This window comes from Streptomyces sp. NBC_00096, from assembly GCF_045041305.1.
Lineage (GTDB): Bacteria > Actinomycetota > Actinomycetes > Streptomycetales > Streptomycetaceae > Streptomyces.
Genome location: NZ_CP108221.1, coordinates 999,023 through 1,022,711, shown reverse-complemented (window position 1 = coordinate 1,022,711; position 23,689 = coordinate 999,023). Strand labels below are relative to the sequence as shown.

Below are 23,689 nucleotides of genomic sequence, written 5' to 3'. Positions count from 1 at the left end.
CTTCGGCGTTCCGGGAGGGACACTCATGGCGATCGACCTCGACAAGGTGCTGGACAAGGCGTGGGCCGAAAAGCCGCTCGCGGAGGTGCTCGCGGCCCCCGTCTCCGCGCTCAAGGGCGTCACCGACAGGGACGGCGAGCTGCTGCATGAGGCCTTCGGCGTCAAGAACATCGCCGACTTCGGCCAGCTGAAGTACGCGCGCTGGGCGCAGGCGCTCGTCGCGCTGAACCAGACCGTCAAGCAGTAGGAGCCGCCGGCGGGCGCCCCCGGCCACCCGGCGGGCGCCCCGGCCGGCAGGTGTGCGCCCCGGCTACCCGGCGGGCCTCAGGTCCCCGCCGGGGTGGGCCGTCCGCCAGGCCTTGATGGAAAGGTCCCAGTCGTCGCCCGTCAGGGCGGTGAGTGAAGCGGGGAAGAGGCCGTCCTCCTCCTTCGCGATGTGGTGGTGCAGCTCGTCGACGGCACGGCGCAGCTCCGCCACGTACGCCGGGTCCGCCAGGTCCGCGCGGGCGAGGAAAGCCGCCAGTTCGCGGTGCTCCTCCACCAGGGCCGCGATGTACGGCGCGTACTCCGGGTCCTGCTCCATGACCGCGAAGAGGCCGTCCTCCTCGCCCTTCCAGTGGGCGAGGAGGACGGCCGTCATGTCCGCCACGAGGGCGCTCGCCCTCGCAAGGTCCCCGGAGTCCAGGGCGCGCAGGGCATCGCCCGCCGCGTCCGTCACCGCCTCGTGCTCGGCGATGAACTCCTTGATCAGGGGGATCTCACGGCAGCCGCAGTAGTGGCACATGCGGCCAGTGTGATCCAGGCACGGACCGGTTACTCGCTTTCGCCTTCGAGGTTGCCCTCCGTGTCCAGGTACACCTGGCGCAGCGCCTCCAGCACCTGCGGGTCCGGCTTCTCCCACATGCCGCGCGACTCCGCCTCCAGCAGCCGCTCCGCGATCCCGTGCAGGGCCCAGGGGTTGGCCTCCTCCAGGAAGGCGCGGTTCTCCGGGTCCAGGACGTACGTTTCGGTCAGCTTGTCGTACATCCAGTCGGCCACCACGCCGGTCGTGGCGTCGTAGCCGAAGAGGTAGTCGACGGTGGCGGCCAGCTCGAACGCCCCCTTGTAACCGTGGCGGCGCATCGCCTCGATCCACTTCGGGTTCACGACGCGGGCGCGGAAGACGCGGGAGGTCTCCTCGACCAGCGTGCGCGTCTTGACCGTCTCGGGACGGGTCGAGTCACCGATGTACGCCTCGGGGGCCGTGCCGCGCAGCGCGCGGACGGTGGCCACCATGCCGCCGTGGTACTGGAAGTAGTCGTCGGAGTCGGCGATGTCGTGCTCGCGGGTGTCCGTGTTCTTCGCCGCGACGGTGATCCGCTTGTAGGCGGTCTCCATCTCCTCGCGCGCCGGGCGCCCTTCGAGGCCCCGGCCGTACGCGTACCCGCCCCACACCGTGTAGACCTCCGCGAGGTCGGCGTCGGTGCGCCAGTCGCGGGAGTCGATCAGCTGCAGGATGCCCGCGCCGTACGTGCCCGGGCGCGAGCCGAAGATACGGGTGGTCGCCCGGCGCTCGTCACCGTGCACGGCCAGGTCCGCCTGCGCGTGGGCGCGTACGAAATTGTCCTCCGCCGGCTCCTCCAGCGAGGCCGCCAGCCGCACCGCATCGTCCAGCAGGCCGATGACGTGCGGGAACGCGTCGCGGAAGAAGCCCGAGATGCGCAGGGTCACATCGATGCGCGGGCGGCCGAGCTCGGCGAGCGGGATCGGCTCCAGGCCGGTGACGCGGCGCGAGGCCTCGTCCCATACCGGGCGGACACCGAGCAGCGCCATGGCCTCGGCCACGTCGTCGCCCGAGGTGCGCATCGCGCTCGTGCCCCACAGGGACAGGCCGACGGACGCGGGCCATTCGCCGTTGTCCGTGCGGTAGCGGTTCAGCAGCGAGTCGGCCAGCGCCTGACCGGTCTCCCACGCGAGGCGGGAGGGAACGGCCTTCGGGTCGACCGAGTAGAAGTTGCGGCCGGTCGGCAGGACGTTGACCAGGCCGCGCAGCGGGGAGCCGGAGGGGCCCGCCGGAACGAAGGCGCCGTCCAGGGCGCTGACGACGTGGGCGATCTCGTCGGTCGTGCCGGCCAGGCGCGGGACGACCTCGCGGGCCGCGAAGTCCAGTACGGCCGCCACGTCGGTGGAGTGGCCGGCGGCGACCGAAGCCACCGCCTCCGGGGCCCAGTTCGCGTCCTCCATCGCCTGCACCAGAGCGCGCGCCGTCTCCTCCGCCTCGTCGGCGGTGGTGCGGGTGGCCGCGGACTCGTCGAGGCCGAGCGCCTCGCGCAGGCCCGGGAGCGCGGTCGTACCGCCCCAGATCTGGCGGGCGCGCAGGATCGCGAGGACCAGGTTGACGCGGGAGTCGCCGGTCGGGGCGCCGCCCAGGACGTGCAGACCGTCGCGGATCTGGGCGTCCTTGATCTCGCACAGCCAGCCGTCGACGTGCAGCAGGAAGTCGTCGAAGCCGTCGTCGTCGGGGCGCTGCTCCAGACCCAGGTCGTGGTCCAGCTTCGCCGCCTGGATCAGCGTCCAGATCTGCGCGCGGATCGCCGGCAGCTTCGCCGGGTCCATCGCCGAGATCTGGGCGTACTCGTCCAGGTGCTGCTCCAGGCGCGCGATGTCGCCGTACGACTCCGCGCGCGCCATCGGCGGCACCAGGTGGTCGACCAGGGTGGCGTGCACGCGGCGCTTGGCCTGGGTGCCCTCGCCCGGGTCGTTGACCAGGAACGGGTAGATCAGCGGCAGGTCGCCGAGCGCGGCATCGGGGGCGCAGGCCGCCGACAGGCCCGCGTTCTTGCCCGGCAGCCACTCCAGGTTGCCGTGCTTGCCCAGGTGGATCATCGCGTCGGCACCGAAACCGCCGTCCTCGGCGCGGGCCTGGATCCAGCGGTACGCGGCCAGGTAGTGGTGCGAGGGCGGCAGGTCCGGGTCGTGGTAGATCGCGATCGGGTTCTCGCCGAAACCGCGCGGCGGCTGGATGAGGATGAGGAGGTTCCCGCGGCGCAGGGCCGCCAGCACGATGTCGCCCTCGGGGTTGGCCGAGCGGTCCACGAACATGTTGCCCGGGGCCTCGCCCCAGTGCCGCTCGACGCTGTCCCGCAGCTCGGCGGGGAGCTCGGCGAACCAGCGCTTGTAGTCGGCGGCCGGGATCCGGACGGGGTTGCGGGCCAGCTGCTCCTCGGTGAGCCAGTCCTGGTCGTGGCCGCCGGCCTCGATCAGGGCGCGGATCAGCTCGTCGCCGTCACCGGAGACCAGGCCGGGGACGTCCTCGACGGGGCCGAAGTCGTAGCCGCCCGCGATGAGCGTGCGCAGCAGTTCCACGGCGCTGGCCGGGGTGTCCAGACCGACGGCGTTGCCGATGCGGGAGTGCTTGGTGGGGTACGCGGAGAGGACGAGGGCGATCTTCTTGTCGCGGCGCTCGATGTGCCGCAGCCGGGCGTGACGCACGGCGATGCCGGCCACGCGGGCGGCCCGCTCGGGGTCGGCGACGTAGGCGGGCAGCCCGTCCTCGTCCAGCTCCTTGAAGGAGAACGGGACGGTGATCAGCCGGCCGTCGAACTCCGGTACGGCGACCTGGGTGGCGGCGTCGAGCGGGGACAGGCCCTCGTCGTTCTCCTCCCAGGTGCTGCGCGAACCGGTCAGGCACAGGGCCTGGAGGATCGGCACGCCGAGGCCGGCGAGCGCGCCCGCGTCCCAGGACTCGTCGTCACCGCCCGCCGAGGCGGTGGCGGGCTTGGTGCCGCCTGCGGCGAGGACGGTGGTGACCACCGCGTCGGCCGACTCCAGCTCCGCGATCAGCTCCGGCTCCGGGGTGCGGAGGGAGGAGACGAAGAGGGGGAGCGGCTGGGCGCCGTGGGCCTCGATCGCCTCGCAGAGGGTGTGGACGAAGGCGGTGTTGCCGCTCATCTGGTGCGCGCGGTAGTACAGCACGGCGACCTTCGGGCCGGTGGTCCGGCCGGCCGTCCGCTCCAGCGGGCCCCAGGTGGGGGAGGCCGCCGGGGGCTCGAAACCGTGACCGGTCAGCAGCACGGTGTCGGAGAGGAAGCGCGCCAGCTGGTCCAGGTTGGCCGGGCCGCCGTGGGCGAGGTAGCCGTGGGCCTCGGCGGCGATGCCGATCGGGACCGTCGAGGCTTCCATCAGCTGGGCGTCGGGAGCCTGTTCGCCGGTCAGGACGACGACCGGGCGGGTCTGGTCCGGGGCGAGGAGCAGGTCCAGGCCGTCCTGCCAGGCGCGCAAGCCCCCGAGGAGGCGTACGACGACCAGGCCGACGCCGTCGAGGAGACCGGGGAGGTCGTCGAGGGGAAGGCGTGAGGGGTTCGCGAACCGGAACGGGACGGGGCCGTCGGCGGCGGCGCGAGCGCTGAGCAGATCGGTGTCGGACGTCGACAGCAGCAGGATCATGCGGCGGCAGGCCTTCCTCGGGGTTTCCGCGCCCCGGGCAGTGAGGACGGCGGGAGTTCCTGGCTCGTCCGGCGGCCGGGGCCGCGCGGATTCACAGTGGCGGGACCGCGCCGGAATCGCACCGGGCTTCCTCCCATGTCGCCGTCCTCGGCGATGGCGGGCCTGTTGGCCGCCGAGGAACCATCTTAGGGGGCCGTTGCCCGGGGGCCGGTGGTCGGGTGCGGCGGGGTTGCGGTGGCCCCGCGGTGGGGCTGTGGCCGGGTGGCCGCGTGTCCGGGCCCCGGGCGAGCCCGGCCTGCCGGGTGGGGTGGGGTGCCGGGCCGGGCGGGTTGCCGGTGGGCCGGGTCCGGTGCGGCGCCGTTGCCGGGGCCATGCCCCGGACCCCGCGCCTCAAACGCCGGCGGGGCTGGATCATGCGGGGCCGGATTGGGTTGGTGGGGCTGGGTCGAGCGGCGGGCTGGATCGGGTGGGGCTGGGTGGGTCGGCGGGGCTGGGTTGAGCGGGGTGGTTGGGGCGAGCGGTGGGGTTGGGTCGAGCGGGCTGGGGTGAGCGGGGCTGGATCGGGTCGGCGGGGTTGGGGCGAGCGGTGGGGCTGGATCAGGCGGGGCAGGATTGGATCGGTGGGGCTGGATCAGGCGGGGCTGGTCGTGGGTGGTTCGGGGTGGTGATCGACACAAGGGGTGGGCGGAGAATCGTGGGTATGCTCGCCGCCATGCCCACGCCCCCTTCCGCCGTCCCGGCGCGCGACGAACCCGTCATACGGGATCGCGGCGACGCCTGCCCCGGCGCGCTGCGGCTGCACGCGGCGGACGACGGGTACCTGGCCCGGGTCCGGATCCCCGGTGGACTGCTCGGCGCCGCGCAGGCCGCCGCGCTGGCGAACGCCGCCGACCGGTTCGGGGACGGGCACCTGGAGCTCACCTCGCGCGGGAACGTCCAGCTGCGCGGCCTCGCCGACGGGTGCGGCGCCGGGCTCGCGGAGCTGCTGGACGGGGCCGGACTGCTGCCCGCGCCCTCGCACGAGCGGATCCGGAACATCGTCGCCAGCCCGCTCGCGGACCCCGCCCCGGTGCGCGCCCTGGACCGGGCGCTCTGCGCCGACCCGAAGGCCGCCGCCCTGTCCGGCCGGTTCCTGTTCGCCGTCGACGACGGGCGCGGGGACGTCGCCGCACTCGACCCCGACGTGACCCTGCTCGCGCAGCCCGGCGACCGGGTGCTCGTCCGGCTCGGGGCCGCGCCGGACGCGGTCGAGGTCGCCCCGGCGGACGCGCCCGCGGCCGCGCTCGAAGCCGCCCACTACTTCCTCGACGCCGCCTCGGACGCCGGCACCCGCGCCTGGCGCATCGCCGAACTGCCCGCCGGATCCGCCCTGGGAGCACAGGAGTTCACCGTCCGGCTGCTCGCGTCCGGCATCCCCGCGCGGTACCTGCCCGAGGCGCCGCGCCCCTTCTGCCCGCCGCCCGCACCCGGCCCGCACGGGGACGCGCTCTGCGTCCTGGTCCCGCTCGGCCGGCTCACCACCGCCCAGTGGCGGGAGCTGCCCGGAGAGCTGCGGATCACGCCCTGGCGCAGCATCGTCGTCACCGGCACCACCGTCCGCCCCGCCGGGCTGGTCACCTCGCCCGACGGCCCCTGGGAGTCCGTCACCGCCTGCACCGGCCGCCCCGGCTGCGCCAAGTCCCTCGCCGACGTGCGCGCCGACGCGCGGGCCGTCGCCGAGCGGGCGCGCGGGCCGCTGCCCGTGCACTGGTCCGGCTGCGAACGCCGCTGCGGACACCCGCGCGGCACCGCCTGGGTGGACGTGGTGGCCACACCCGACGGGTACACGATCGGCGCCGACCCGGTGGCACCCCGCGAACTTGCAGTGGCTGTGGCCGACGCGCGCAGCCGACTCCCCATGTCCGAAGACGCAGTGAAGAAATGAGCGAGTACACCGTGTTCGAGTACGAGAAGGACGGCGCCGAGATCTACCGCCAGTCCTTTGCCACGATCCGCGCCGAGGCGGACCTCTCCGGGCTGCCCGCCTCGGTCGCGCAGGTCGCGGTGCGCATGATTCACGCCTGCGGGATGACCGACCTGACGCGGGACCTGGGTTACACGCCCGAGGTCGTGCTGCGGGCGCGCGCCGCCCTGGAGGGCGGCGCGCCGATCCTGTGCGACGTGCAGATGGTCGCCAGCGGGGTCACCCGCAAGCGGCTGCCCGCCGGCAACGAGGTGATCTGCACCCTCTCCGACCCGGCCGTCCCGGAGCTCGCCGCGAAGATGGGGACGACGCGCAGCGCCGCCGCCCTCGAAGTCTGGCGGGACCGCGGGCTGTTGGAGGGTTCGGTGATCGCCGTCGGGAACGCGCCGACCGCCCTCTTCAGGCTGCTGGAGATGATCGAGGAGGGCGCGCCGCGGCCCGCCGCCGTCATCGGCGTCCCCGTCGGCTTCATCGGCGCCGCCGAGTCCAAGGACGCCCTCGCCGAACACCCCTCCGGGCTGGACCACTTGATCGTCCGGGGCCGGCGCGGTGGCAGCGCCATGGCCGCGGCCGCCGTCAACGCCATCGCGAGCGTGGCCGAATGAGCGCCGGGAACGCCGGAACGGCCGGGACCGCCGGATCCGCCGGATCCCCCGGGACCGCCGGGAAGCTGTACGGAGTCGGGCTCGGGCCCGGTGACCCGTCGCTGATGACGCTGCGCGCCGTCGAGGTCATCGCGGAGGCCGACGTCATCGCGTACCACTCCGCCCGGCACGGCCGCTCGATCGCCCGCTCGATCGCCGCGAAGCACCTGCGCGCGGACCACGTCGAGGAGCCGCTGGTCTACCCGGTCACCACCGAGACCACCGACCATCCCGGCGGCTACCAGGGTGCGATGGAGGAGTTCTACGAGGCCTCCGCCGCCCGGCTCGCCGTCCACCTGGACGCCGGCCGCACCGTCGCCGTCCTCGCGGAGGGCGATCCGCTCTTCTACGGCTCGTACATGCACATGCACAAGCGGCTCGCCGACCGCTACGAGGCCGAGGTGATCCCCGGGGTGACCTCGGTGAGCGCCGCCGCCGCGCGGCTCGGCACCCCGCTCGTGGAGGGCGAGGAGGTGCTGACGATCCTGCCCGGCACCCTCTCCGAGGAGGAGCTCACGGCCCGCCTCGCCGCCACCGACTCGGCGGTCGTGATGAAGCTCGGCCGTACCTTCCCCACCGTGCGCCGGGCCATGGAGAACAGCGGCCGGCTCGCCGAGGCGCGCTACGTGGAGCGCGCGACGATGGCGGGGGAGCGGACCGGTCTGCTGGCCGACACCGACCCCGGCAGCGTGCCGTACTTCGCCGTCGCCGTGGTGCCCAGCCGGATCGGCAACCCGGGCAGCGTGCCGTCCGGGCCGGGCCAGGTCGCCGTCGTCGGCACCGGTCCGGCCGGGCCGCTGTGGCTGACCGCCGAGACCCGGCGGGCGCTGGCCGACGCGGAGGTGCTCGTCGGGTACACGACGTACCTGGACCGGGTCCCGGTCAGGCCGGGCCAGATCCGGCACGGCTCGGACAACAAGGTGGAGTCGGAGCGCGCCGAGTTCGCGCTCGACCTGGCCCGGCGCGGCCGGCGGGTGGCCGTGGTCTCCGGCGGTGACCCCGGGGTCTTCGCCATGGCCACCGCGGTCCTGGAGGTCGCGGCGCAGGACCCGTACCGCGATGTGCCGGTACGGGTGCTGCCCGGAGTGACGGCCGCCAACGCGGCGGCGGCCGCGGCCGGCGCCCCGCTCGGCCACGACTACGCGACCATCTCGCTCTCGGACCGCCTCAAGCCCTGGGAGGTCATCGCCGAGCGGCTGACCGCCGCGGCCCGCGCCGACCTGGTCCTCGCCCTGTACAACCCGGGCTCGCGCAGCCGCACCTGGCAGGTGGAGAAGGCCCGCGACCTGCTCCTGGAGATGCGCCCGCCGCAGACCCCGGTGGTCATCGCGCGGGACGTGGGCGGCCCCGGGCAGTCGGTGCGCATCGTGACCCTGGCCACGCTGGAGCCGGCCGAGGTGGACATGCGGACGCTGCTGCTGATCGGCTCCTCGCAGACGCGGGTCACCGAGCGCGGCGACGGCTCCCGGGTGACCTGGACCCCGCGCCGCTACCCCTGAGTACCCGAGGCTGTCGAACCCCCGCGGGGCTCGTGGCGCGTCAACCGCCGTGGGCCCCGCGGCGGTTCGCCCCCGCGGGGCTGCGGCAGGGTCGCGTATGGCGCGATGGAAGTCAGCGCCTGTGCTGACGCGGGGGCGGTCCCACACGGCGGCCGGTCACCGGCGTCGGCACCGGCCCGCCTCTGTGCGCTCGTCGTCGGGGTCATCCTCCGGACGGGCTCTTCCGGATCCGCGCAGCGGGCCGGCACCGTTTTCCCGTGCCCGTGAGAGCCTGCCGAATCCGCCGCACCGGACCGCAGGCGCGTTCCATCACGCGTCCGTGGACGGTCAGAAGCGGTTCCGGGTCGCTGCCGGCAGCAACTCCCGTGACTTCGAGGACCGCGTCCCCGCCCTGGTCGAGGCCGGAGCGGACGTCCTGTGCCTCGACTCGTCGGACGGCTGTTGCGTCTACCAGCGCAAGGCCATCGCCTTCGCGATCGGCACGGACTTCGTCATGCTGGGCCGGTACTTCGCCCGCTTCGACGAGTCCCCCTCGCGCAAGGTCCGCGTGGACGGCCAGTACTACAAGGAGTACTGGGGCGAGGGATCGCGGCGTGCCCAGAACGCCGCCCGCTACGGGCAGGGCGACGAGATCGCCTTCGAGGAGGGCGTGGACGGCTTCGTACCCTACGCGGGCAGCCTGTACGACAACGTGGAGCTGACGCGGTCGAAGCCGACCGCCACCACGATCAGCTGCGGTGCGACCTCGCTGGGGCAGTTCCACGAGGAAGCGGTCATGGTCCAGGTCTCCGAGCGGTCCTACGAGCAGAACACCGCCGAGGTGCGGCTGCGGGAGCGGTCCGTCGACTCGGGCGAGTGAGACGCGGGCCGCCGGCCGGGCCGTCCCCCGCCGCCCCGTTCCGGGTGGCGGGGGACGGCGTGCTCACGGCTTGCGCCGGCCCGCTTCCCGGTCGGACAGCCAGCGCAGGACCCCGTCGACGGACCCGGTGTGCGGTACGCCCCCGGGGGCCGGCGGGCGGCGGACGACGAGGACCGGGATGCCGGCCTCGCGGGCGGCGGTGAGTTTGGGTGCGGTCGCGGAGCCGCCGCTGTCCTTGGTCACCAGGAGGTCGACGCGGTGGCGGGCGAGCAGCTCCCGCTCGTCATCGAGGGTGAACGGCCCCCGGGCGAGCAGTACTTCGAGCCGGGGAGGGGCGGGGGCGTCCGGCGGATCCACCGAACGCACCAGGAACCAGGGCTCGGTGAGGTGCGCGAAGCTGTGCAGGCCCATCCGGCCGGTGGTCAGGAAGACGCGCGAGCCGAGGCCGGGCAGCAGGGCGGCCGCCCCGGCGAGGGAGTCCGCGAAGTGCCAGGCGTCCCCCGGGCCCGGGGTCCAGCCGGGGCGGCGCAGCGCGAGCAGTGGGACACCCGAAAGCGCCGCGGCCCGGGCCGCGTTGAAGCTCATCCGCTCCGCGAACGGGTGGGTGGCGTCGACCAGCTGCGTGACCCGGTGGGCGGCGATCCACTGCGCGAGCCCGGCCGGTCCGCCGAAGCCGCCGATCCGGGTCTCGCCCGGCGGGAGCACCGGGGCGGCGACCCGGCCGGCCAGCGAGGTGGTCACCCGGTACGGGGAGTCCGCGTCGGCGCTCAGCGCCTGCGCAAGGCGGCGGGCCTCGGTGGTGCCGCCGAGGATCAGGACGTGCGGACGGCCGGGACGGTGCCCGGGACCGGGAGGATCAGCAGGCATGCCGGTCTCGCTCGGCGGAGTACAGGTGACTGTCGCGGAACTGCTCGGCGCCCAGGGTGCGGCCCACCAGGATGACGGCGGTGCGGACCAGCCCGGCCTCCTTCACCTGTGCGGCGATGTCGGCCAGCGTCCCGCGCAGGATCAGCTCGTCGGGGCGGCTGGCCATCGCGACCACCGCCACCGGGCACCCGGCCCCGTAATGCGGCAGCAGCTCGTCCACGACCCGGTCGACGTAGCGGGTGGCCAGGTGCAGCACCAGCAGCGCTCCGCTGCGGCCCAGCGTGGCGAGGTCCTCGCCGGGCGGCATCGGCGTGGCCTGCTGGGCGATCCGGGTCAGGATCACGGTCTGGCCGACGGTGGGGACGGTCAGCTCCCGCTTCAGCGCCGCGGCGGCCGCGGCGAAGGCGGGGACGCCGGGGACGACCTCGTAGGGGATGCCGGCCGCGTCGAGCCGCCGCATCTGCTCCGCGACGGCGCTGAAGATGGAGGGGTCGCCCGAGTGGAGCCGCGCCACGTCCTGGCCGGCCGCGTGCGCGCGTACGCACTCCTCGATGATCTCGTCGAGGTTGAGCCGGGCGGTGTCGATCAGGCGGGCGTCCGGCGGGCACTCGGCGAGGAGTTCGCGCGGGACCAGGCTGCCCGCGTACAGGCACACGGGTGCCGCGGCCAGTGTCCGGGCGCCGCGCACCGTGATCAGGTCGGCGGCGCCGGGGCCCGCACCGATGAAGTACACGGTCATATCGTCTGATCCACCATTTCGGGGAGGGCGGCTGCTGCTTCTGCTGCTGCTTCTGCTGTTCTGGGGTGGGGCTTGGTGACCGACCACTGGGTGACGGGCATCGCCTGGCGCCAGCCCGTGAAACCGCCGACCGGCACGGCGTGCGCGACGGCCAGTTTCACCAGTTCGCCGCCGTGGCGCCGGTAGCGGTCGGTGAGCACCGCCTCCGACTCCAGGGTGACGGTGTTGACCACGAGCCGGCCACCGGGGGCCAGCGCCTCCCAGGCCGCGTCGAGCAGGCCCGGTGCGGTCAGGCCGCCGCCGATGAACACCGCGTCGGGGGCGGGCAGCCCGGCGAGCGCGCCTGGCGCGGCCCCGGTGACCACGCGCAGACCGGGGACGCCGAGCGCCGAGGCGTTACGGATGATCCGCGCGGCCCGCTCGGACACCCGCTCCACGGTCACGGCGCGGCAGGACGGGTGCGTACGCATCCACTCGATGCCGATGGAGCCGGAGCCGCCGCCGATGTCCCACAGCAGTTCACCGGGGGCGGGGGCCAGTGCGCACAGGGTGGCGGCGCGGACGTGGCGCTTGGTGAGCTGGCCGTCGTGCTCGTAGGCGGCGTCGGGCAGGCCGGGGGTGGCACCCAGCCGGGGCGTGGGGGCGCCGGGGTCGCGGCGGCAGTCGACGGCGACCACGTTGAGGGGGTCGCCGGGCGGATGCTCCCAGCTGTGGGCGAGGCCCTCGTACGCGTCCTCGTGCTCGGAGCCGAGCTGTTCCAGGACCCGCATCCGGCTGGGGCCGAAGCCCCGCTCTCGAAGCAGAGCAGCGATCTCGTTCGGGGTCACCTCTCCGGCGCTCAATACCAGCACGCGCCGGCCCTCGTACAGCGCGGCCGCGAGCCGGGCCACGGGGCGGCCGACGACGGTCACCACCTCGGTGTCCTCCACCGGCCAGCCGAGGCGGGCGCAGGCGTAGGACACGGAGGAGGGGTGCGGCAGGACGTGCAGGGAGCCCGGCCCGAGCTCCTCGGACAGGGCGCGGCCGATCCCGTAGAACATCGGGTCGCCGCTGGCCAGCACCGCGATCCTGCGGCCCGCGTGCTCCGCCATCAGCTTCGGCACGGCCGGGCGCAGCGGGCTGGGCCAGGCCACCCGGACCCCGCCGCATTCCCCGCGGGGCAGCAGGTCCAGCTGCCGGGGCCCGCCGATCAGCACCTCGGCCCCGGCCAGCGCGGCCCGGGCGGGGGCGGTCAGCCCGTCCCAGCCGTCGGCGCCGAGGCCGACGACCGACACGGGTACGGGGGGCGGTGGCGGTGCGGAGCTCACTGCGCGGAACCTCGGGGTACGGGAAGGGGACGGACCCGCAGCCTACTGGTCCCGGACCCCGCCCCCGGCCCGGGCCCCCTGGCCCCGGTCCGGGACCTGTGCCCCCGGTCCGGGCCCCCCGCCCTCGGTCCGGGCTCCCCGTCCTCGGTCCGGGCTCCCCGTCCTCGGTCCGGGCCCCCCGTCCTCGGTCCGGGACCCGTGCCCCCGGGCCGGGACCCCCTGCCCCCGGGCCGGGACCCCCTGCCCCCGGGCCGGGACCCCCTGCCCCCGGGCCGGGACCCCCCTGCCCCCGGGCTGGGACCCCCTGCCCCGGGCCGGGGCGACCCCTGGACCCCTGCTCGGGCCCGGGGCATCCCGCTGCGCGGGCGAAGTCCCCGACCCGCCCTTCCCCCGTTCCCCGGAGCTCCGCCCCGGACCCGTTGCCACGTGCGGCACCGTCGCCGGGGGCCAGCCCCCGGACCCCCGCTCCTCAAACGCCGGAGGGGCTGAAGGGGTCGCCGGCGGTCTGGAAAATCCAGCCCCTCCGGCGTTTGAGGAGCGGGGTCTGGGGCGGAGCCCCAGGGCGGGTCCGGGCGGAGCCCGGGGAACGGGCGAAGGGCGGGTAGGGGACTTCGCCCGCGCAGCGGGATGCCCGGGGGCCCGGGCATGGGCCCCCGGACCAGGGTCCCGGCCCGGGCCCGGACCAGGGTCCCGGCCCGGGGGCGGACCAGGGTCCCGGCCCGGGTCCGGACCGGGGGCGGGGGTGTCCCGGGGGGACCCCGGGAGTAGGGTGCGGGGGCCGCGGCCCGATGGGGGTCGCCGGGTGAAGAGGAGCCGGCATGCCGGGCTGGAAGGCTGCGCACATACCGGACCAGAGCGGCCGCACGGCCGTGATCACCGGCGCGAACAGCGGGATCGGCTACTTCGCGGCCCGCGAACTCGCCCGCCACGGCGCCGCGGTGGTGCTCGCCTGCCGCAGCGCATCCCGCGGCCGGGCCGCCGAGATCCGACTGCGCGCCGAAGTCCCCGGCGCAGACGTCGAGTTCATGGCACTGGACCTCGCGGACCTGGCCACCGTACGGGAGTTCGCCCAGGCCTACGCCCGGCGCCACGACAGCCTCGACCTCCTCATCAACAACGCAGGCGTGATGGCCCTGCCGTACGGGCGGACCGCCGACGGGTTCGAGACGCAGTTCGGGGTCAACCACCTCGGCCACTTCGCCCTCACCGGCCTGCTCCTGCCCCGCCTCCTCGCCGCTCCGCCCGGAGCCCGGATCGTGAGCCTCTCCAGCGGCTTCCACATGTTCGGGGACGTGGACCACGAGGACCTCAACGGCGAGCGCGACTACCGGCGATGGATCGCATACGGCCGCTCCAAGACCGCCAACCTGCTCTTCACCCACGAGCTCGCCCGGAGGCTCGCGACCGCCGGATCCGGGATGGTCGCGGCCGCCGCCCACCCCGGCTACGCCGCCACCAACCTGCACGTCGCCGCGGCCCCGCAGGCGGGCACCACCCTCACCTCGCGCATCGCGGTCGCCGCCAACAGCCTCGGCATCCTCATCGGCAACGGCGTCATCGCCCAGTCCGCCGCCTCCGGCGCGCTGCCCGCCCTGTACGCGGCGACCGCGCCCGGGGTCCGGCCGGACGAGTTCATCGGGCCGCGGTTCAGCGTCCGCGGCGCGCCCTCCCGTTCCTGGCGGGCGAAATGGACCCTGGACGACAAGTCCGGCGAACGGCTCTGGGGCGCCTCCGAAAAGCTCACCGGAGTCTCGTACGCATCCCTATCGCGCTGAATCCCCGGGGGCTAGCTTGCTACTCGCCAGTCACTTCAGGCTGCCGAGTCGCATCCCCTGGGAGAGCCATGCGCAGATCCGCCCTGCCCGTGCCCCTGCTGTTCACGATGCTCGCCGCCGTCACCGCCGCGCTCTTCGCGGGCCTCCTCACCGCCCCGGCGGCGCAGGCCGACGCCCGCGCGGAGCGGCGTACGCCGGTCGTCCTCGTCCACGGCTACGGGGACACCGCGGCCTCCCTCGACGGGCTGGAGGACTATCTGCACTCCCAGGGCTGGCTCTCCAGCGACCTCGCCGAGTTCGGCTACGACTGGGCCGCCACCAACGACTCCAACGCCGCCCGCTTCGGCTCCTTCCTCACCGAGAGGTTCGGCAGCCGCCCGGTCGATGTGGTCGCGCACAGCATGGGTTCATTGCTCACCCGCAAGTACCTGAAGGACGGCGGGAGTTCACGGGTCCGCGCCTGGGTCTCGCTCGGCGGCCCCAACCACGGGGCCGGGGACGCCGCGCCCTGCGGCCCCTTCGCCACCTTCTGCGACATCCACGCCGCCTCGCTCGCCGACATGACCCCCGGCAGCGCCTTCCTGAGCTCCCTGAACGCGGGCGACGAAACCCCGGGCGCCACCCGCTACACCACCTTCAGCTCCACCTGCGACCAGCAGATCCCGCCCGGCGACAGCCGCGCCCCGCACTCCACCGAGCTGGCCGGCGCCGTCAACCACGTCCTGCCGGTCGGCGACAGCGGCTGCCCCTCGCACTACGGGCTGCTCGGCAACGACTGGGTCCGCCGCCAGATCGTCGCCGAGTTCTCCAAGGACCCCGTCACCCAAGTCGACCTGAAGGGCGGCCCGTTCCGCATCACCGTCGACTCGGCCCGGTTCACCTCCACCGGTGAGAGCGGCCCCGAGCTCTACGACGGCCTCACCCTCACCACCGACGGGACCGCCCGCACCCTGTGGCACCGCGACCGGTCCGGGGCCACCGCCTTCCCCGACCACGACCCGTGGTTCGGGCTCGACGACGCCAACCGCAGCCAGGTCTTCGGCGGCGAGGCGACCATCTCCGCCTACCTCACCGACGCCGACTACTCCGCCGGGAACAACGACGACGTGATGGCCGCCGGCCGCGTCCACTGGGACCCGGCCCTCGGCTTCGGCCGCTTCACCGCGAGGATGCTCGGCGTGGACGGCGGCGAGGCCTCCGTCACCTACACCGTCACCCCCGTGCAGGGGGTCCCCGACTGCCGGGTCCGCGTGGACCAGGCGGAGCTGACCTACTTCGACGACGGCACGACCCGCCCCGCGCTCTACGGCGACATCGCGGTCCGGACCGGCGACGGTGCGCGCACCGCCGTCTGGTCGCGCTCCGGCTCGGACCCGTCGACCTTCCCGAACCAGGGCAACCGCAGCAACCCCGACCCGTACTTCTACCAGCGGATCGGCTCGGGAGCGACGTACGGCCCCGGCCCCATCGAGATCGGCGTGTACCTCTGGGACTACGACGCCTCCTCGGCCGACGACCTGGTCGCCCGGGGCACGGTGGCCTGGGACCCGTACACCGACCAGCCCGGTACCCGTACCAGCGAGTTCCACGGGGACGACGGCGGGCACGTGAAGGTCACCTGGACCGTCCTCTGCCCCTGATCCCTCCCGGCCGGGGCCGCCCGCCGGGCCCGCTCCGGCGGGCGCGCCCCGGTATGAGCCCGTCCGCCCCCGGGAAGCCTCCGGGCGCCCCGTCCGGGCCCTGACCCGGACGGGACGCCCGCAGCACACTCGGCGGCATGGACGACGACGCTACGGACAACCACCTACGCACCACCGAACCGCAGGCAGACCCGCAAGCCGAATCGCAGGAAGACCCGCAGGCCGGGGACCATGCCGTGGTCCTCGGCGCGGGCATGGCCGGCCTGCTGGCCGCGCGGGTACTCGCGCGGCGGTTCGCCCGGGTCACCGTGGTCGAGCGGGACGAACTGCCGGAAGGGGAAGCCGCGTTCCGGCCCGGGCTGCCGCAATCCCGGCACGCGCACGTACTGTGGTCGCGGGGCGTGGACCTGATCGAACTGATGCTGCCCGGAATCACCGGCAAGCTGGTGGGCGCCGGGGCCCACCTCCTCGACTCGCCGCGCGACTTCCTCTGGCTGAGCCCGGCCGACTGGTTCCGGCCGGTTTCCGGAGCCAGGGTCCTCCTCGCGAGCAGGGAGTTGCTGGACCGGACGGTTCGGCGGGAGGTGCTGCGCAACGGGCGCATCCGGGTCCGGGCCGGCACCCCCGCCGCCGGACTCGTGGCCGGTCCGGACGGCCGCTCGGTGGCGGGCGTGGAGCTGCGCGGCGGCGAGCGGCTGGCCGCGCGCCTCGTCGTCGACGCGACCGGGCGCACCTCCAAGGCCACCGCCTGGCTCGCGGAGTTCGGTCACCCGGCCCCGGCCGTCACCCGCTACGATTCCCATCTCGGGTACTCCAGCCGCTACTTCGCGATCCCCGAGGATCCGGGACGTCGCTGGCAGGGCATGTACGTACAGGGCCGTCCCGACCTCCCGCGCGGCGGGGTGCTGATGCCGCAGGACGGCGACCGCTGGCTGGTGACCCTCATCGGCAACGGCGAGCACGCCCCGCCCGTCAGGGACGAGGAGTTCTTCACGTTCGCCCGGAGCCTGCGCAGCCCGGCCCTGTACGACGCCATCCGCGACGCGACCCCGCTCTCCGCCCCCACCGCCTTCCGGGGCACGGCCAACGAATGGCGGCACTACGAGCGCATGGAGCGCTGGCCGGCCGGCTTCGTGGTCCTCGGCGACGCGGCCTGCCGGTTCAACCCCGTGTACGGGCACGGGATGACGGTCGCCGCGCTCGCCGCGGAGGCCCTGGCGAAGGAGATCCGTACCCTGGGCCCGGAGGAGATCGCCGCCGCCTCCCGGCGGATCCAGCGCAGGACCACGGCGGCCGCGGCCGTGCCCTGGCAGATCGCCACCAGCGAGGACATGCGGTACCCGGAGACGGACGGGCCGCCGCCGGACCGGGCGACTCGCATCCTGCAGTCCTACATGTCCCGGGTGATCGCGGGCGCCAACACCGATCCGGCCATCGCCGCCCGCTTCTTCGGAGTGCTGTCGCTGACCAGCTCGCCGGGCACGCTGCTCGACCCCGTCACGATGGTCCGGGTCCTGTCGAAGTGGCGGCTGCCAGCCGCTCCGGACACCGCCGACTACCCGGCGCACCACGGCCCGCCGGTGGGACGGGCGGTTGGCGCGGAGCGGGCGCAGAGCCGGCCTCCGGCCGCCGGGCAGTGACCCGGCCTCGGTCCGCCGCCGGGCAGTGACCCGGTCGGCCGGGCCGGGCCTGACCGGGCCGGGCCTGACCGGCCTGACCTGAGCGGGCCTGACCTGACCGGGCCGGGTCGGGTCGGGCCTGGTCAGGCCGGCCGGGCCCGGTCAGGCCAGGAAGCGCTCGACGGCCGCGCGGGCCCGGGCGTTCGAGGCCGCGGCGTCGGCCAGGGCGCGGGCCAGGGCGCCGATCCACTCGTCGAGGTCCGCTTCGCGCCGTGAGAGCACGATGCCCCGCACCTCGTGGCAGATCTCCCCGGTCACCCGCCCCCGGTCCGTCCGCAGCGAGAGCCGCCGGTCGCCGAGCGTGACGTCCAGTTCGGCGACCGGACCCTCGCGCCCGGCCAGCCGCTGCGCGACGGAACGCCGGCGCCTGATCCGTACGGCGCCGGCCGGCAACGAGTCCGCCAGCCTCACCGACAGCACGTTGACATAGAGGTGCAGGTCCGAGCTGTCCTGGCGCAGCGCCGCGGCCAGCAGTTCCACTTCCATGTCGGGCATCGGGGCGTCGGGCATCGGGCCGTCAGGCACCGGGGCGTCAGGCATCGAGACTCAGGACCAGGGCCGGCCGGTCGATGACGTGGTCCTCGCGCAGCGGGCGCACGGCGGTCCCGATGGCGAAGAACTCGGTGGTGTGCGATCCCCAGGTGTGCGAGTGCTGCTTCAGCCGGACGGCCACGATCCCCTCGGCCTCCAGGGCCTCGCCCTCCGCCCGCATGCGGCTCATCGCCAGCTCGCGCGCGTTGTAGAGGGCCTGGGTGAACGGTTCGATCTCGACGTTGCGGCCCGTGGCGCCCAGCGCCTGGGTGAAGCGCTGGTGCGCCACGTGGTAGACGCACGAGCCCATGACCATGTCCAGGGGCGCGTACCCGGCCCGGATCAGCGTCCAGAAGTCCTGGCCGGACAGGTCCGAGGTGAACGGCTTGCCCTTGTTGTTGAGCCAGGTCCCGCCCGGTCCCGGGTCCGCGCCGTCCGCCTTCACCGCCGTGCCGACCGCGATGAACTCGGCGATGTCCGAGCCGAATTCCTTGAACTCGATGTCGAGGCGCACCCCGACGATCCCGTCGGCCCCCAGCGCGCTCGCCTCCGCCTCCATCCGGCTCATCGCCAGCTCGCGCGCCTCGTACATGGCCTCCGACAGCGGGTCAGCTCCTGGTTCTTCGACCACCGGCCGAGCTGGATGCCGACGTGGTAGACCGAGGAGCCGAGGACCAGGCCCAGCGGGCGGAAGCCGGCCTCGCGGACCAGCAGGAACTCGTTCACCGTCAGGTCCGAGGTGAAGAGCGAGCCCTTCTCTCCCGGCTGGAGCCGTGCCAGCCGCCGCATCGCGTCCTCGGACACGCCCTCCTCCGCGGCCGGCCGTGCGGCTTCCCCGGCCAGTTCCCGCCCCGTTCGCTCGGTCATGTCAGTGCTCTCGCTCCAGTCTCATGATGGTCAGTGGTCCGGGTCCGGCGGGCCGCCCGGAGCGGCTGAACCGGGTGATGGAGGTGCCGGTGCAGACCGCCTCCGCGACGAGGTCGTGCGCGTAACCGAAGTTGGGGCACTCGTTCTCCCGCAGCGTCAGTTCCACCTCGTCCACCACCACCCCGTCGCCGCCGTGCTTCGCCGCGTCGAGGGCCAGCTGGTCGCGGGCCTGCCGGCGGGCATGGCTGATCAGCTGGGTGTAGCCGTCGACCTCCATGTTCCCGGCGGTCCAGCGGGTCCGCCGGGAGGTGCGGAAGTCGTCGTGGCGGGTCTCCAGCGCGATGCCGAGGACGAGTCCGGTGGGAACCCACCCCTCGTTCACGAGCTTGGCGAAGTCCTGGCCGCTCACGTGCGAGGTGAAGGGCCGGTGGGGCCGGACGCGCGAGCGGGCCCGGACCGCGGTGCCCAGCGCGGTGAACTCCAGCGTCTCCGCCGTGAACTCGCTGACCCGCAGCTCCACTCCGACGATCCCGTCGCCGCCGAGGGCGCGGCACTCGTCCACCGCCCGGGCCAGCGCCAGCCGGCGGGCCGCGTACAGGTTGCCGACCAGCTGGGAGAAGGACGAAGTCCAGGCCGAGGACGGCGTCTTGACGCCGTCCGTCACCGTCCAGGCGCCCGGGCAGCCCCAGAGGCCGCTGAACCCGACGCCGAAGACGGCCGTGCCGAGCACCTGCCCGACCGGGTCGAAGCCGACGCTCCTGATCGCCGCGAACTCCCCTGAGGACAGTGCCGAGTCCCAGGTGCCGCCCGCCCGGGGCGCTGCCACCGCGCCGTCCGTGGCTCCCGGAAGACCGGTGTCCCGTCGGTGCGTCATCGGCTCAGGTGTCCTGGGTCTCGTGGTTCACCGCGCGGATCGCGGCGCCGTTCGGCAGCGTATGTCATCGCGGGGAGCGGCGAAACGGCGACCATCGGCTGGTCAGGCTGGTCAGGCCGGTCAGGCCGGTCAGGCCGGTCGGGTCGCCTGGTCGTCCGGGCCGGGCGGCCCGGCGGCGACGGCGCCGCCGACGGCACGCCGGCAGAGGGCGCGGGTCACGTCGTCGAAGTAACAGCTGTACGAGGTCTCGTCGTCGCCACCTCCGTCCCGGCGGGCCGAGGACCACCGCCCGCCCCGCTGGCGGGACCCGGACCGCCCCCAGCAGTCCCACCTGGACTTCGCCGTCGCCGACCTGGACCGGGCCCACGCGCAGGTGCTGGGCCTCGGCGCGACCCTGCTGGACGAGAGCCGGACGGCCGAGGGCTGGCGGGTCTACGCGGACCCGGTGGGGCATCCCTTCTGCCTGGTGCGGGACTGACGGGGCGGGCGGGCAGCGGCAGGCCCGTATCCTTATTGCGAATAGTTCGCAATAAGGATGGGGTGGCGGTGTGACGGGGTCTCCGGTGGTGCTCGGGATCGAGTCTTCGTGCGACGAGACCGGGGCGGGCATCGTCAGCGGCGGCCGGCTGCTCGCGCACGTGGTCGCCTCCAGCATGGACGAGCACGCCCGCTTCGGCGGGGTGGTCCCGGAGATCGCGGCCCGCGCCCACCTGCACTCCTTCAACCCCGTCGTCCGCCAGGCCCTCGATCAGGCCGGACTGCGCGCGGACCAGCTCGACGCGATCGCCGTCACCACCGGCCCCGGCCTCTCGGGCGCCCTCCAGGTCGGGCTGGCCGGCGCCAAGACCCTCGCCTACGCGCTCGGGCTGCCCCTCTACGGAGTCCACCACCTGGCCGGTCACGTCGCGGCCGACACCCTGGAACACGGGCCGCTGCCCGACCCCTGCGTGGTGCTGATCGTCTCCGGCGGCCACACCTCGCTGCTCCTCGTGCGCGACCTCGTGCGCGAGCCGATCCTGCACCTCGGCGACACCCTCGACGACGCGGCCGGAGAGTGCTTCGACAAGGTCGCCCGCGTCCTCGGCCTGCCCTACCCGGGCGGCCCGGCCATCGACCGCGCCGCCCGCGGCGGCAACCCCAAGGCCGTCACCTTCCCCCGCCCGCTGACCGGCGGGCCGCGCGCGCAGGACCCGTACGCCTACGCCTTCTCCTTCTCGGGGTTGAAGACGGCCGCCGCCCGCTGGGCCGAGGGCCACCGCCTGCGCGGCCAGGAGCCGCCCGTCGCGGACGGGGCGGCCTCGCTGCAGGAGGCGGTGGCCGACGTGCTCACCCGCAAGGCCGTCGCGGCCTGCCGGGAGTACGGGGTCCGGACCCTGGTGGTCGTCGGCGGGGTGGCCGCCAACTCCCGGGTCCGCGAGCTCGCGGAGCGCCGCTGCGCCTCCGCCGGGATCGAGCTGCGGGTCCCGCCGATGACGCTGTGCACCGACAACGGGGCGATGATCGCGGCCGTCGGCGACCTGCTGGTGCGGGCGGGCGTGGAGCCCGCCCCGCACCAGCTGACCGTCGACCCGTCGGCGCCGCTGGAGTACGCCTCCCTCAACCCGGCGGCCCGGATCTAGCGGAGGGTACGGAGGGTGCGGAAGGTACGGAGGTCTACTTCGACGGAGTCAGCTGCACCGTCGTCACCGCCCCGCCCGAAGCCTCCTTCACCACCGCGATCCGGGTCCCGGTGTCCGGCACCTTGACCCCGAGCTGCGGCAACTCCGCGTTCCAGTAGGACCCGTGGCGGTCGTCGAAGACCGCCACCCCCGGCCGGGCCGGGATCACCGTCGGGGCGCCCGCCTTGTGCAGGACGACCCGGTCGCTCCTCCCGAGCGAGAAGGTCGCGTCGAAGGTCTGCGCGCGGGCGTTGAGCAGGCCGCCGTCCGCGTACTTCAGCGGCTCCGGCCGGGAATCGACCGGCAGCAGCAGACCGCCGCCCGGGTGCGCCTTGGTGGTGTTGTCGCTGTACGCCGTGTCCCAGAGCCAGATCAGCACGCCCTGCTGGTACGGGAAGAACTCCACCTTGTCGCCCGTGAACCCGAAGTTGTACGGGCCGGTCTTCAGCAGGCTGCCGTAGCCGGTGTAGCGCCGGTTCTCCACGAAGTACGCGCGCGGGTGCTGCTCGCTGCCGGTACGGCCCTCGGTGCGCGACCACTTGACCGCCGTCCAGCCGTTCGCGCCCTGCTCCGCGCCGTCGCGCAGCAGCTCCCGACCCTCGCCGGCCGTGACCCGGATGTCGTCGAAGGCCACGCCCTTGCCGTGGGTGTTGCTGTCCGAGGTGACGCGCAGCCTCAACTGGACCGAGGTGCCCGCGTACCGGGTCAGCGGAACCGACAGCCGCGCCCAGCCCGCCGAGGTGCCGGTGATCCCCTTCGCCCCGATCGGCGCGTCGTTCACGGTGCCCGGGAGCGCCGTCCACGCGGCCCCGCCGTCCGTGGAGGCTTCCACCGTCAGGTAGTCGAAGTCCTGCTCGATGTCGTACCAGGCGCGGGCGTCCAGCCGGGCGTCCGTCCCGGCCGGGATCCCCGTGAGGTCGAGCGTGCGGGACAGCGTGTTGTCCATGAAGTCGCCGGTACCGCTCCACCACTGACTGGCGCCCTCGTACGGGTCGGCCAGCTCGGTCGTGGTCACCGACGGCGGCAGGTGCACCAACAGGGCTTGTGGATCCTCGGTGTTGTAGCCGGACACCCCGAGCGTCGCCCGCGTCGTGCGGCCCGCGTCGGCCTCCGTGTACTGGAGCCAGCCCAGCTGCAGCTTGCTCCACGGGTCCAGGTCGCCCGGGAACTCGCCGGTGGAGTTGCGGCCCTTGCCGAGGTAGGACGCCGAGGACATCAGCGACCAGAAGTTGACGCCGTTGTCCCCGTCCGAGCTGTACAGGTCCGGCAGGCCCAGATCGTGCCCGAACTCGTGTGCGAAGAGGCCCGCTCCGCTGTTCTCGCCGCCGGTCAGGTAGTCGCCGGCCCAGATGCCGGTGTCGCCCACCGGGGTGCCGCCGGCCTTGTTGCCGGCGGGTCCCGCGCTGCCGGCCTGGTTCCAGTAGGCGAACCAGCGGTGCGCCCACACGGCGTCCTTGCCCTGCGCACCCCCGCCCCAGGTCCCGTCCTTGCCCGCGTGCACGACGACGAGGTGGTCGAGGTAGCCGTCCGGCTCGTCGAAGTTGCCGTCGTGGTCGGCGTCGTAGCGGTCCCACACGTCGTACTCGGCGAGCTGTGCCTTGATCTGCCCGGGCGTACGGCCCTTCGCGCGCTCGGAGTCGTACCAGGCGGTCGTGGCGTCGCGGATCATGTCCCAGTTGGTCTGGCACTGGCCGGACTCGGAACAGTGGTCGGTGCCGTAACGGGCTTCGTTCCAGGGGAGCTTGACCCAGTCGGTCACCGTGCCGTCCATGTCGTAGCGACCGGAGGACTGGAGCCGGTAGTAGGCGCGCATGGACGCCGACTGCGGGTCGGTGGAGAAGAACTGCTTCTGGTAGGAGGCCCGGTCGAAGTCCTTGCGCCACAGGGTGTGGTTGTCGTCCTTGGCCGGCTCGCCGATCGTGTTGTGCAGCGGGCCCGGGGTCCCGCCGAAGCGCGGCTTGCCCTCGAACTCCGTGGTGTTGTCCACCTGGTCGCCGAACTCGGCGAGGATCACGAAGACCTTGTCCTTGCGCTCCTGGGCCAGCTCGACATACCGCTTGCCGACCTTGGCGAGGCGCGGGAGCGTGCCGTCGGCCTCGGCCCGCAGGCCGTCGGGGCGGCCGGCCGCGACTTCTTCGAGGGCCTGGCGGCGCAGGGCCTGGCGCTGGAGTTCCAGGGGTGCGGGCGGCGGGGCGGCCGCCTGCTCGGCCTGCTGCTGCCCGGAGAGGGGCGGGATCGGGGGTGCGGTGGCGGCGAACGCGGGGGCGGCGAGGAGGGCGAGGGATATCGCCGCTCCCACCGCAGCGAGTCTGCGCAAGGTAGCTGACCTTTCTGGGAGTTCCGGTCGGAGCGGGAGTAATAT

19 protein-coding genes, 1 pseudogene and 1 riboswitch are annotated in these 23,689 nt (G+C 74.2%); of the genes and pseudogenes, 10 read left to right on the top strand and 10 right to left on the bottom strand.

The window, feature by feature from the left end:
• The first annotated feature begins 25 nt into the window (after nucleotides 1-25).
• Nucleotides 26-247, top strand: coding sequence for a hypothetical protein (locus tag OG904_RS04445; RefSeq protein ID WP_405487575.1), 222 nt, complete (start codon nucleotides 26-28; stop codon nucleotides 245-247).
• Nucleotides 248-310: 63 nt separating this feature from the next.
• On the opposite strand, the gene OG904_RS04440 is transcribed toward OG904_RS04445, so the two are convergent.
• Nucleotides 311-784, bottom strand: a complete 474-nt coding sequence (locus OG904_RS04440; protein WP_405487573.1) for a hemerythrin domain-containing protein — start codon at nucleotides 782-784, stop codon at nucleotides 311-313.
• A gap of 29 nt (nucleotides 785-813) precedes the next feature.
• Nucleotides 814-4,425 carry a cobaltochelatase subunit CobN gene (cobN, locus tag OG904_RS04435; RefSeq protein WP_405487571.1) on the bottom strand — a complete coding sequence of 1,204 codons (3,612 nt, stop codon included), beginning with the start codon at nucleotides 4,423-4,425 and terminating at the stop codon, nucleotides 814-816.
• Between the two features lie 53 nt (nucleotides 4,426-4,478).
• Nucleotides 4,479-4,558: riboswitch (cobalamin riboswitch) on the bottom strand.
• A 567-nt stretch (nucleotides 4,559-5,125) separates the two neighbouring features.
• Here cobN and OG904_RS04430 point away from each other — a divergent pair.
• The 4 genes from OG904_RS04430 to OG904_RS04415 all read left to right on the top strand — a co-directional run bounded on the left by OG904_RS04430 (nucleotide 5,126) and on the right by OG904_RS04415 (nucleotide 9,390).
• Nucleotides 5,126-6,349: a cobalamin biosynthesis protein CobG gene (locus tag OG904_RS04430; RefSeq protein ID WP_405487569.1), complete on the top strand. Its 1,224-nt coding sequence runs from the start codon at nucleotides 5,126-5,128 to the stop codon at nucleotides 6,347-6,349.
• The gene (locus tag OG904_RS04425; RefSeq protein ID WP_405487567.1) at nucleotides 6,346-6,993 is read left to right on the top strand and encodes a precorrin-8X methylmutase; all 648 of its coding nucleotides are present in this window, start codon (nucleotides 6,346-6,348) and stop codon (nucleotides 6,991-6,993) included. Before OG904_RS04430 ends, OG904_RS04425 begins: the two co-directional genes overlap by 4 nt.
• A complete protein-coding gene (locus tag OG904_RS04420; RefSeq protein ID WP_405487565.1) occupies nucleotides 6,990-8,531 on the top strand; it encodes a precorrin-2 C(20)-methyltransferase in 1,542 nt (513 codons plus the stop codon). Before OG904_RS04425 ends, OG904_RS04420 begins: the two co-directional genes overlap by 4 nt.
• Nucleotides 8,532-8,850: 319 nt before the next feature.
• The gene (locus OG904_RS04415) at nucleotides 8,851-9,390 is read left to right on the top strand and encodes an IMP dehydrogenase (RefSeq protein ID WP_405487563.1); all 540 of its coding nucleotides are present in this window, start codon (nucleotides 8,851-8,853) and stop codon (nucleotides 9,388-9,390) included.
• 63 nt (nucleotides 9,391-9,453) lie between these two features.
• On the opposite strand, the gene OG904_RS04410 is transcribed toward OG904_RS04415, so the two are convergent.
• Genes OG904_RS04410 through cbiE form a run of 3 tightly spaced genes read right to left on the bottom strand, consistent with a single transcriptional unit; the run spans nucleotide 9,454 to nucleotide 12,303 of the window.
• On the bottom strand, nucleotides 9,454-10,257 hold the full coding sequence (locus OG904_RS04410; protein WP_405487561.1) for a cobalt-precorrin-6A reductase: 804 nt from the start codon (nucleotides 10,255-10,257) through the stop codon (nucleotides 9,454-9,456).
• Nucleotides 10,247-10,996: a precorrin-4 C(11)-methyltransferase gene (cobM, locus tag OG904_RS04405; protein WP_405487559.1), complete on the bottom strand. Its 750-nt coding sequence runs from the start codon at nucleotides 10,994-10,996 to the stop codon at nucleotides 10,247-10,249. Before cobM ends, OG904_RS04410 begins: the two co-directional genes overlap by 11 nt.
• Entirely contained in the window at nucleotides 10,993-12,303 is a 1,311-nt protein-coding gene (gene cbiE / locus OG904_RS04400) for a precorrin-6y C5,15-methyltransferase (decarboxylating) subunit CbiE (protein WP_405487557.1), read from the bottom strand. Before cbiE ends, cobM begins: the two co-directional genes overlap by 4 nt.
• Nucleotides 12,304-13,121: 818 nt before the next feature.
• Here cbiE and OG904_RS04395 point away from each other — a divergent pair.
• The 3 genes from OG904_RS04395 (at nucleotide 13,122) to OG904_RS04385 (ending at nucleotide 17,358) form a co-directional block, all read left to right on the top strand.
• The gene (locus OG904_RS04395; RefSeq protein WP_405487555.1) at nucleotides 13,122-14,078 is read left to right on the top strand and encodes an oxidoreductase; all 957 of its coding nucleotides are present in this window, start codon (nucleotides 13,122-13,124) and stop codon (nucleotides 14,076-14,078) included.
• 68 nt (nucleotides 14,079-14,146) lie between these two features.
• Nucleotides 14,147-15,718 (top strand): esterase/lipase family protein, encoded by a 1,572-nt coding sequence (locus tag OG904_RS04390; protein WP_405487553.1) that lies wholly within the window; start codon nucleotides 14,147-14,149, stop codon nucleotides 15,716-15,718.
• A 137-nt stretch (nucleotides 15,719-15,855) separates the two neighbouring features.
• Nucleotides 15,856-17,358: an NAD(P)/FAD-dependent oxidoreductase gene (locus OG904_RS04385; RefSeq protein ID WP_405487551.1), complete on the top strand. Its 1,503-nt coding sequence runs from the start codon at nucleotides 15,856-15,858 to the stop codon at nucleotides 17,356-17,358.
• Nucleotides 17,359-17,499: 141 nt separating this feature from the next.
• On the opposite strand, the gene OG904_RS04380 is transcribed toward OG904_RS04385, so the two are convergent.
• Genes OG904_RS04380 through OG904_RS04365 form a run of 4 tightly spaced genes read right to left on the bottom strand, consistent with a single transcriptional unit; the run spans nucleotide 17,500 to nucleotide 19,669 of the window.
• Entirely contained in the window at nucleotides 17,500-17,892 is a 393-nt protein-coding gene (locus OG904_RS04380; protein ID WP_405487549.1) for a hypothetical protein, read from the bottom strand.
• 37 nt (nucleotides 17,893-17,929) lie between these two features.
• Entirely contained in the window at nucleotides 17,930-18,520 is a 591-nt protein-coding gene (locus tag OG904_RS04375) for a heavy metal-binding domain-containing protein (RefSeq protein WP_405487547.1), read from the bottom strand.
• Complete coding sequence (locus OG904_RS04370; protein ID WP_405487545.1) at nucleotides 18,493-18,795, bottom strand: hypothetical protein; 303 nt, start codon at nucleotides 18,793-18,795, stop codon at nucleotides 18,493-18,495. Before OG904_RS04370 ends, OG904_RS04375 begins: the two co-directional genes overlap by 28 nt.
• 1 nt (nucleotide 18,796) lies before the next feature.
• Nucleotides 18,797-19,669 (bottom strand): heavy metal-binding domain-containing protein, encoded by an 873-nt coding sequence (locus tag OG904_RS04365; RefSeq protein WP_405487543.1) that lies wholly within the window; start codon nucleotides 19,667-19,669, stop codon nucleotides 18,797-18,799.
• 268 nt (nucleotides 19,670-19,937) lie between these two features.
• Here OG904_RS04365 and OG904_RS04360 point away from each other — a divergent pair.
• Together OG904_RS04360 and tsaD are read left to right on the top strand one after the other, a co-directional pair.
• Nucleotides 19,938-20,147, top strand: a pseudogene (locus OG904_RS04360) (VOC family protein); the annotation flags it as partial.
• An 85-nt stretch (nucleotides 20,148-20,232) separates the two neighbouring features.
• Entirely contained in the window at nucleotides 20,233-21,288 is a 1,056-nt protein-coding gene (gene tsaD, locus OG904_RS04355; protein WP_405497760.1) for a tRNA (adenosine(37)-N6)-threonylcarbamoyltransferase complex transferase subunit TsaD, read from the top strand.
• 34 nt (nucleotides 21,289-21,322) lie between these two features.
• Here the strand turns inward: tsaD and OG904_RS04350 are convergent, their stop codons facing one another.
• Nucleotides 21,323-23,644: an immune inhibitor A domain-containing protein gene (locus OG904_RS04350; protein ID WP_405487541.1), complete on the bottom strand. Its 2,322-nt coding sequence runs from the start codon at nucleotides 23,642-23,644 to the stop codon at nucleotides 21,323-21,325.
• Nucleotides 23,645-23,689 lie beyond the last annotated feature (45 nt).

What these genes read in the sequence shown, in the direction of transcription:
- OG904_RS04445 (WP_405487575.1), top strand. Translation starts at nt 26, where the DNA reads ATGGCGATCGACCTCGACAAGGTGCTGGACAAGGCGTGGGCCGAAAAG.
- OG904_RS04440 (WP_405487573.1), bottom strand. Translation starts at nt 784, where the DNA reads ATGTGCCACTACTGCGGCTGCCGTGAGATCCCCCTGATCAAGGAGTTC.
- cobN (WP_405487571.1), bottom strand. Translation starts at nt 4,425, where the DNA reads ATGATCCTGCTGCTGTCGACGTCCGACACCGATCTGCTCAGCGCTCGC.
- OG904_RS04430 (WP_405487569.1), top strand. Translation starts at nt 5,126, where the DNA reads ATGCTCGCCGCCATGCCCACGCCCCCTTCCGCCGTCCCGGCGCGCGAC.
- OG904_RS04425 (WP_405487567.1), top strand. Translation starts at nt 6,346, where the DNA reads ATGAGCGAGTACACCGTGTTCGAGTACGAGAAGGACGGCGCCGAGATC.
- OG904_RS04420 (WP_405487565.1), top strand. Translation starts at nt 6,990, where the DNA reads ATGAGCGCCGGGAACGCCGGAACGGCCGGGACCGCCGGATCCGCCGGA.
- OG904_RS04410 (WP_405487561.1), bottom strand. Translation starts at nt 10,257, where the DNA reads ATGCCTGCTGATCCTCCCGGTCCCGGGCACCGTCCCGGCCGTCCGCAC.
- cobM (WP_405487559.1), bottom strand. Translation starts at nt 10,996, where the DNA reads ATGACCGTGTACTTCATCGGTGCGGGCCCCGGCGCCGCCGACCTGATC.
- OG904_RS04395 (WP_405487555.1), top strand. Translation starts at nt 13,122, where the DNA reads ATGCCGGGCTGGAAGGCTGCGCACATACCGGACCAGAGCGGCCGCACG.
- OG904_RS04390 (WP_405487553.1), top strand. Translation starts at nt 14,147, where the DNA reads ATGCGCAGATCCGCCCTGCCCGTGCCCCTGCTGTTCACGATGCTCGCC.
- OG904_RS04385 (WP_405487551.1), top strand. Translation starts at nt 15,856, where the DNA reads ATGGACGACGACGCTACGGACAACCACCTACGCACCACCGAACCGCAG.
- OG904_RS04380 (WP_405487549.1), bottom strand. Translation starts at nt 17,892, where the DNA reads ATGCCCGACATGGAAGTGGAACTGCTGGCCGCGGCGCTGCGCCAGGAC.
- OG904_RS04375 (WP_405487547.1), bottom strand. Translation starts at nt 18,520, where the DNA reads ATGTACGAGGCGCGCGAGCTGGCGATGAGCCGGATGGAGGCGGAGGCG.
- OG904_RS04370 (WP_405487545.1), bottom strand. Translation starts at nt 18,795, where the DNA reads ATGACCGAGCGAACGGGGCGGGAACTGGCCGGGGAAGCCGCACGGCCG.
- OG904_RS04365 (WP_405487543.1), bottom strand. Translation starts at nt 19,669, where the DNA reads ATGACGCACCGACGGGACACCGGTCTTCCGGGAGCCACGGACGGCGCG.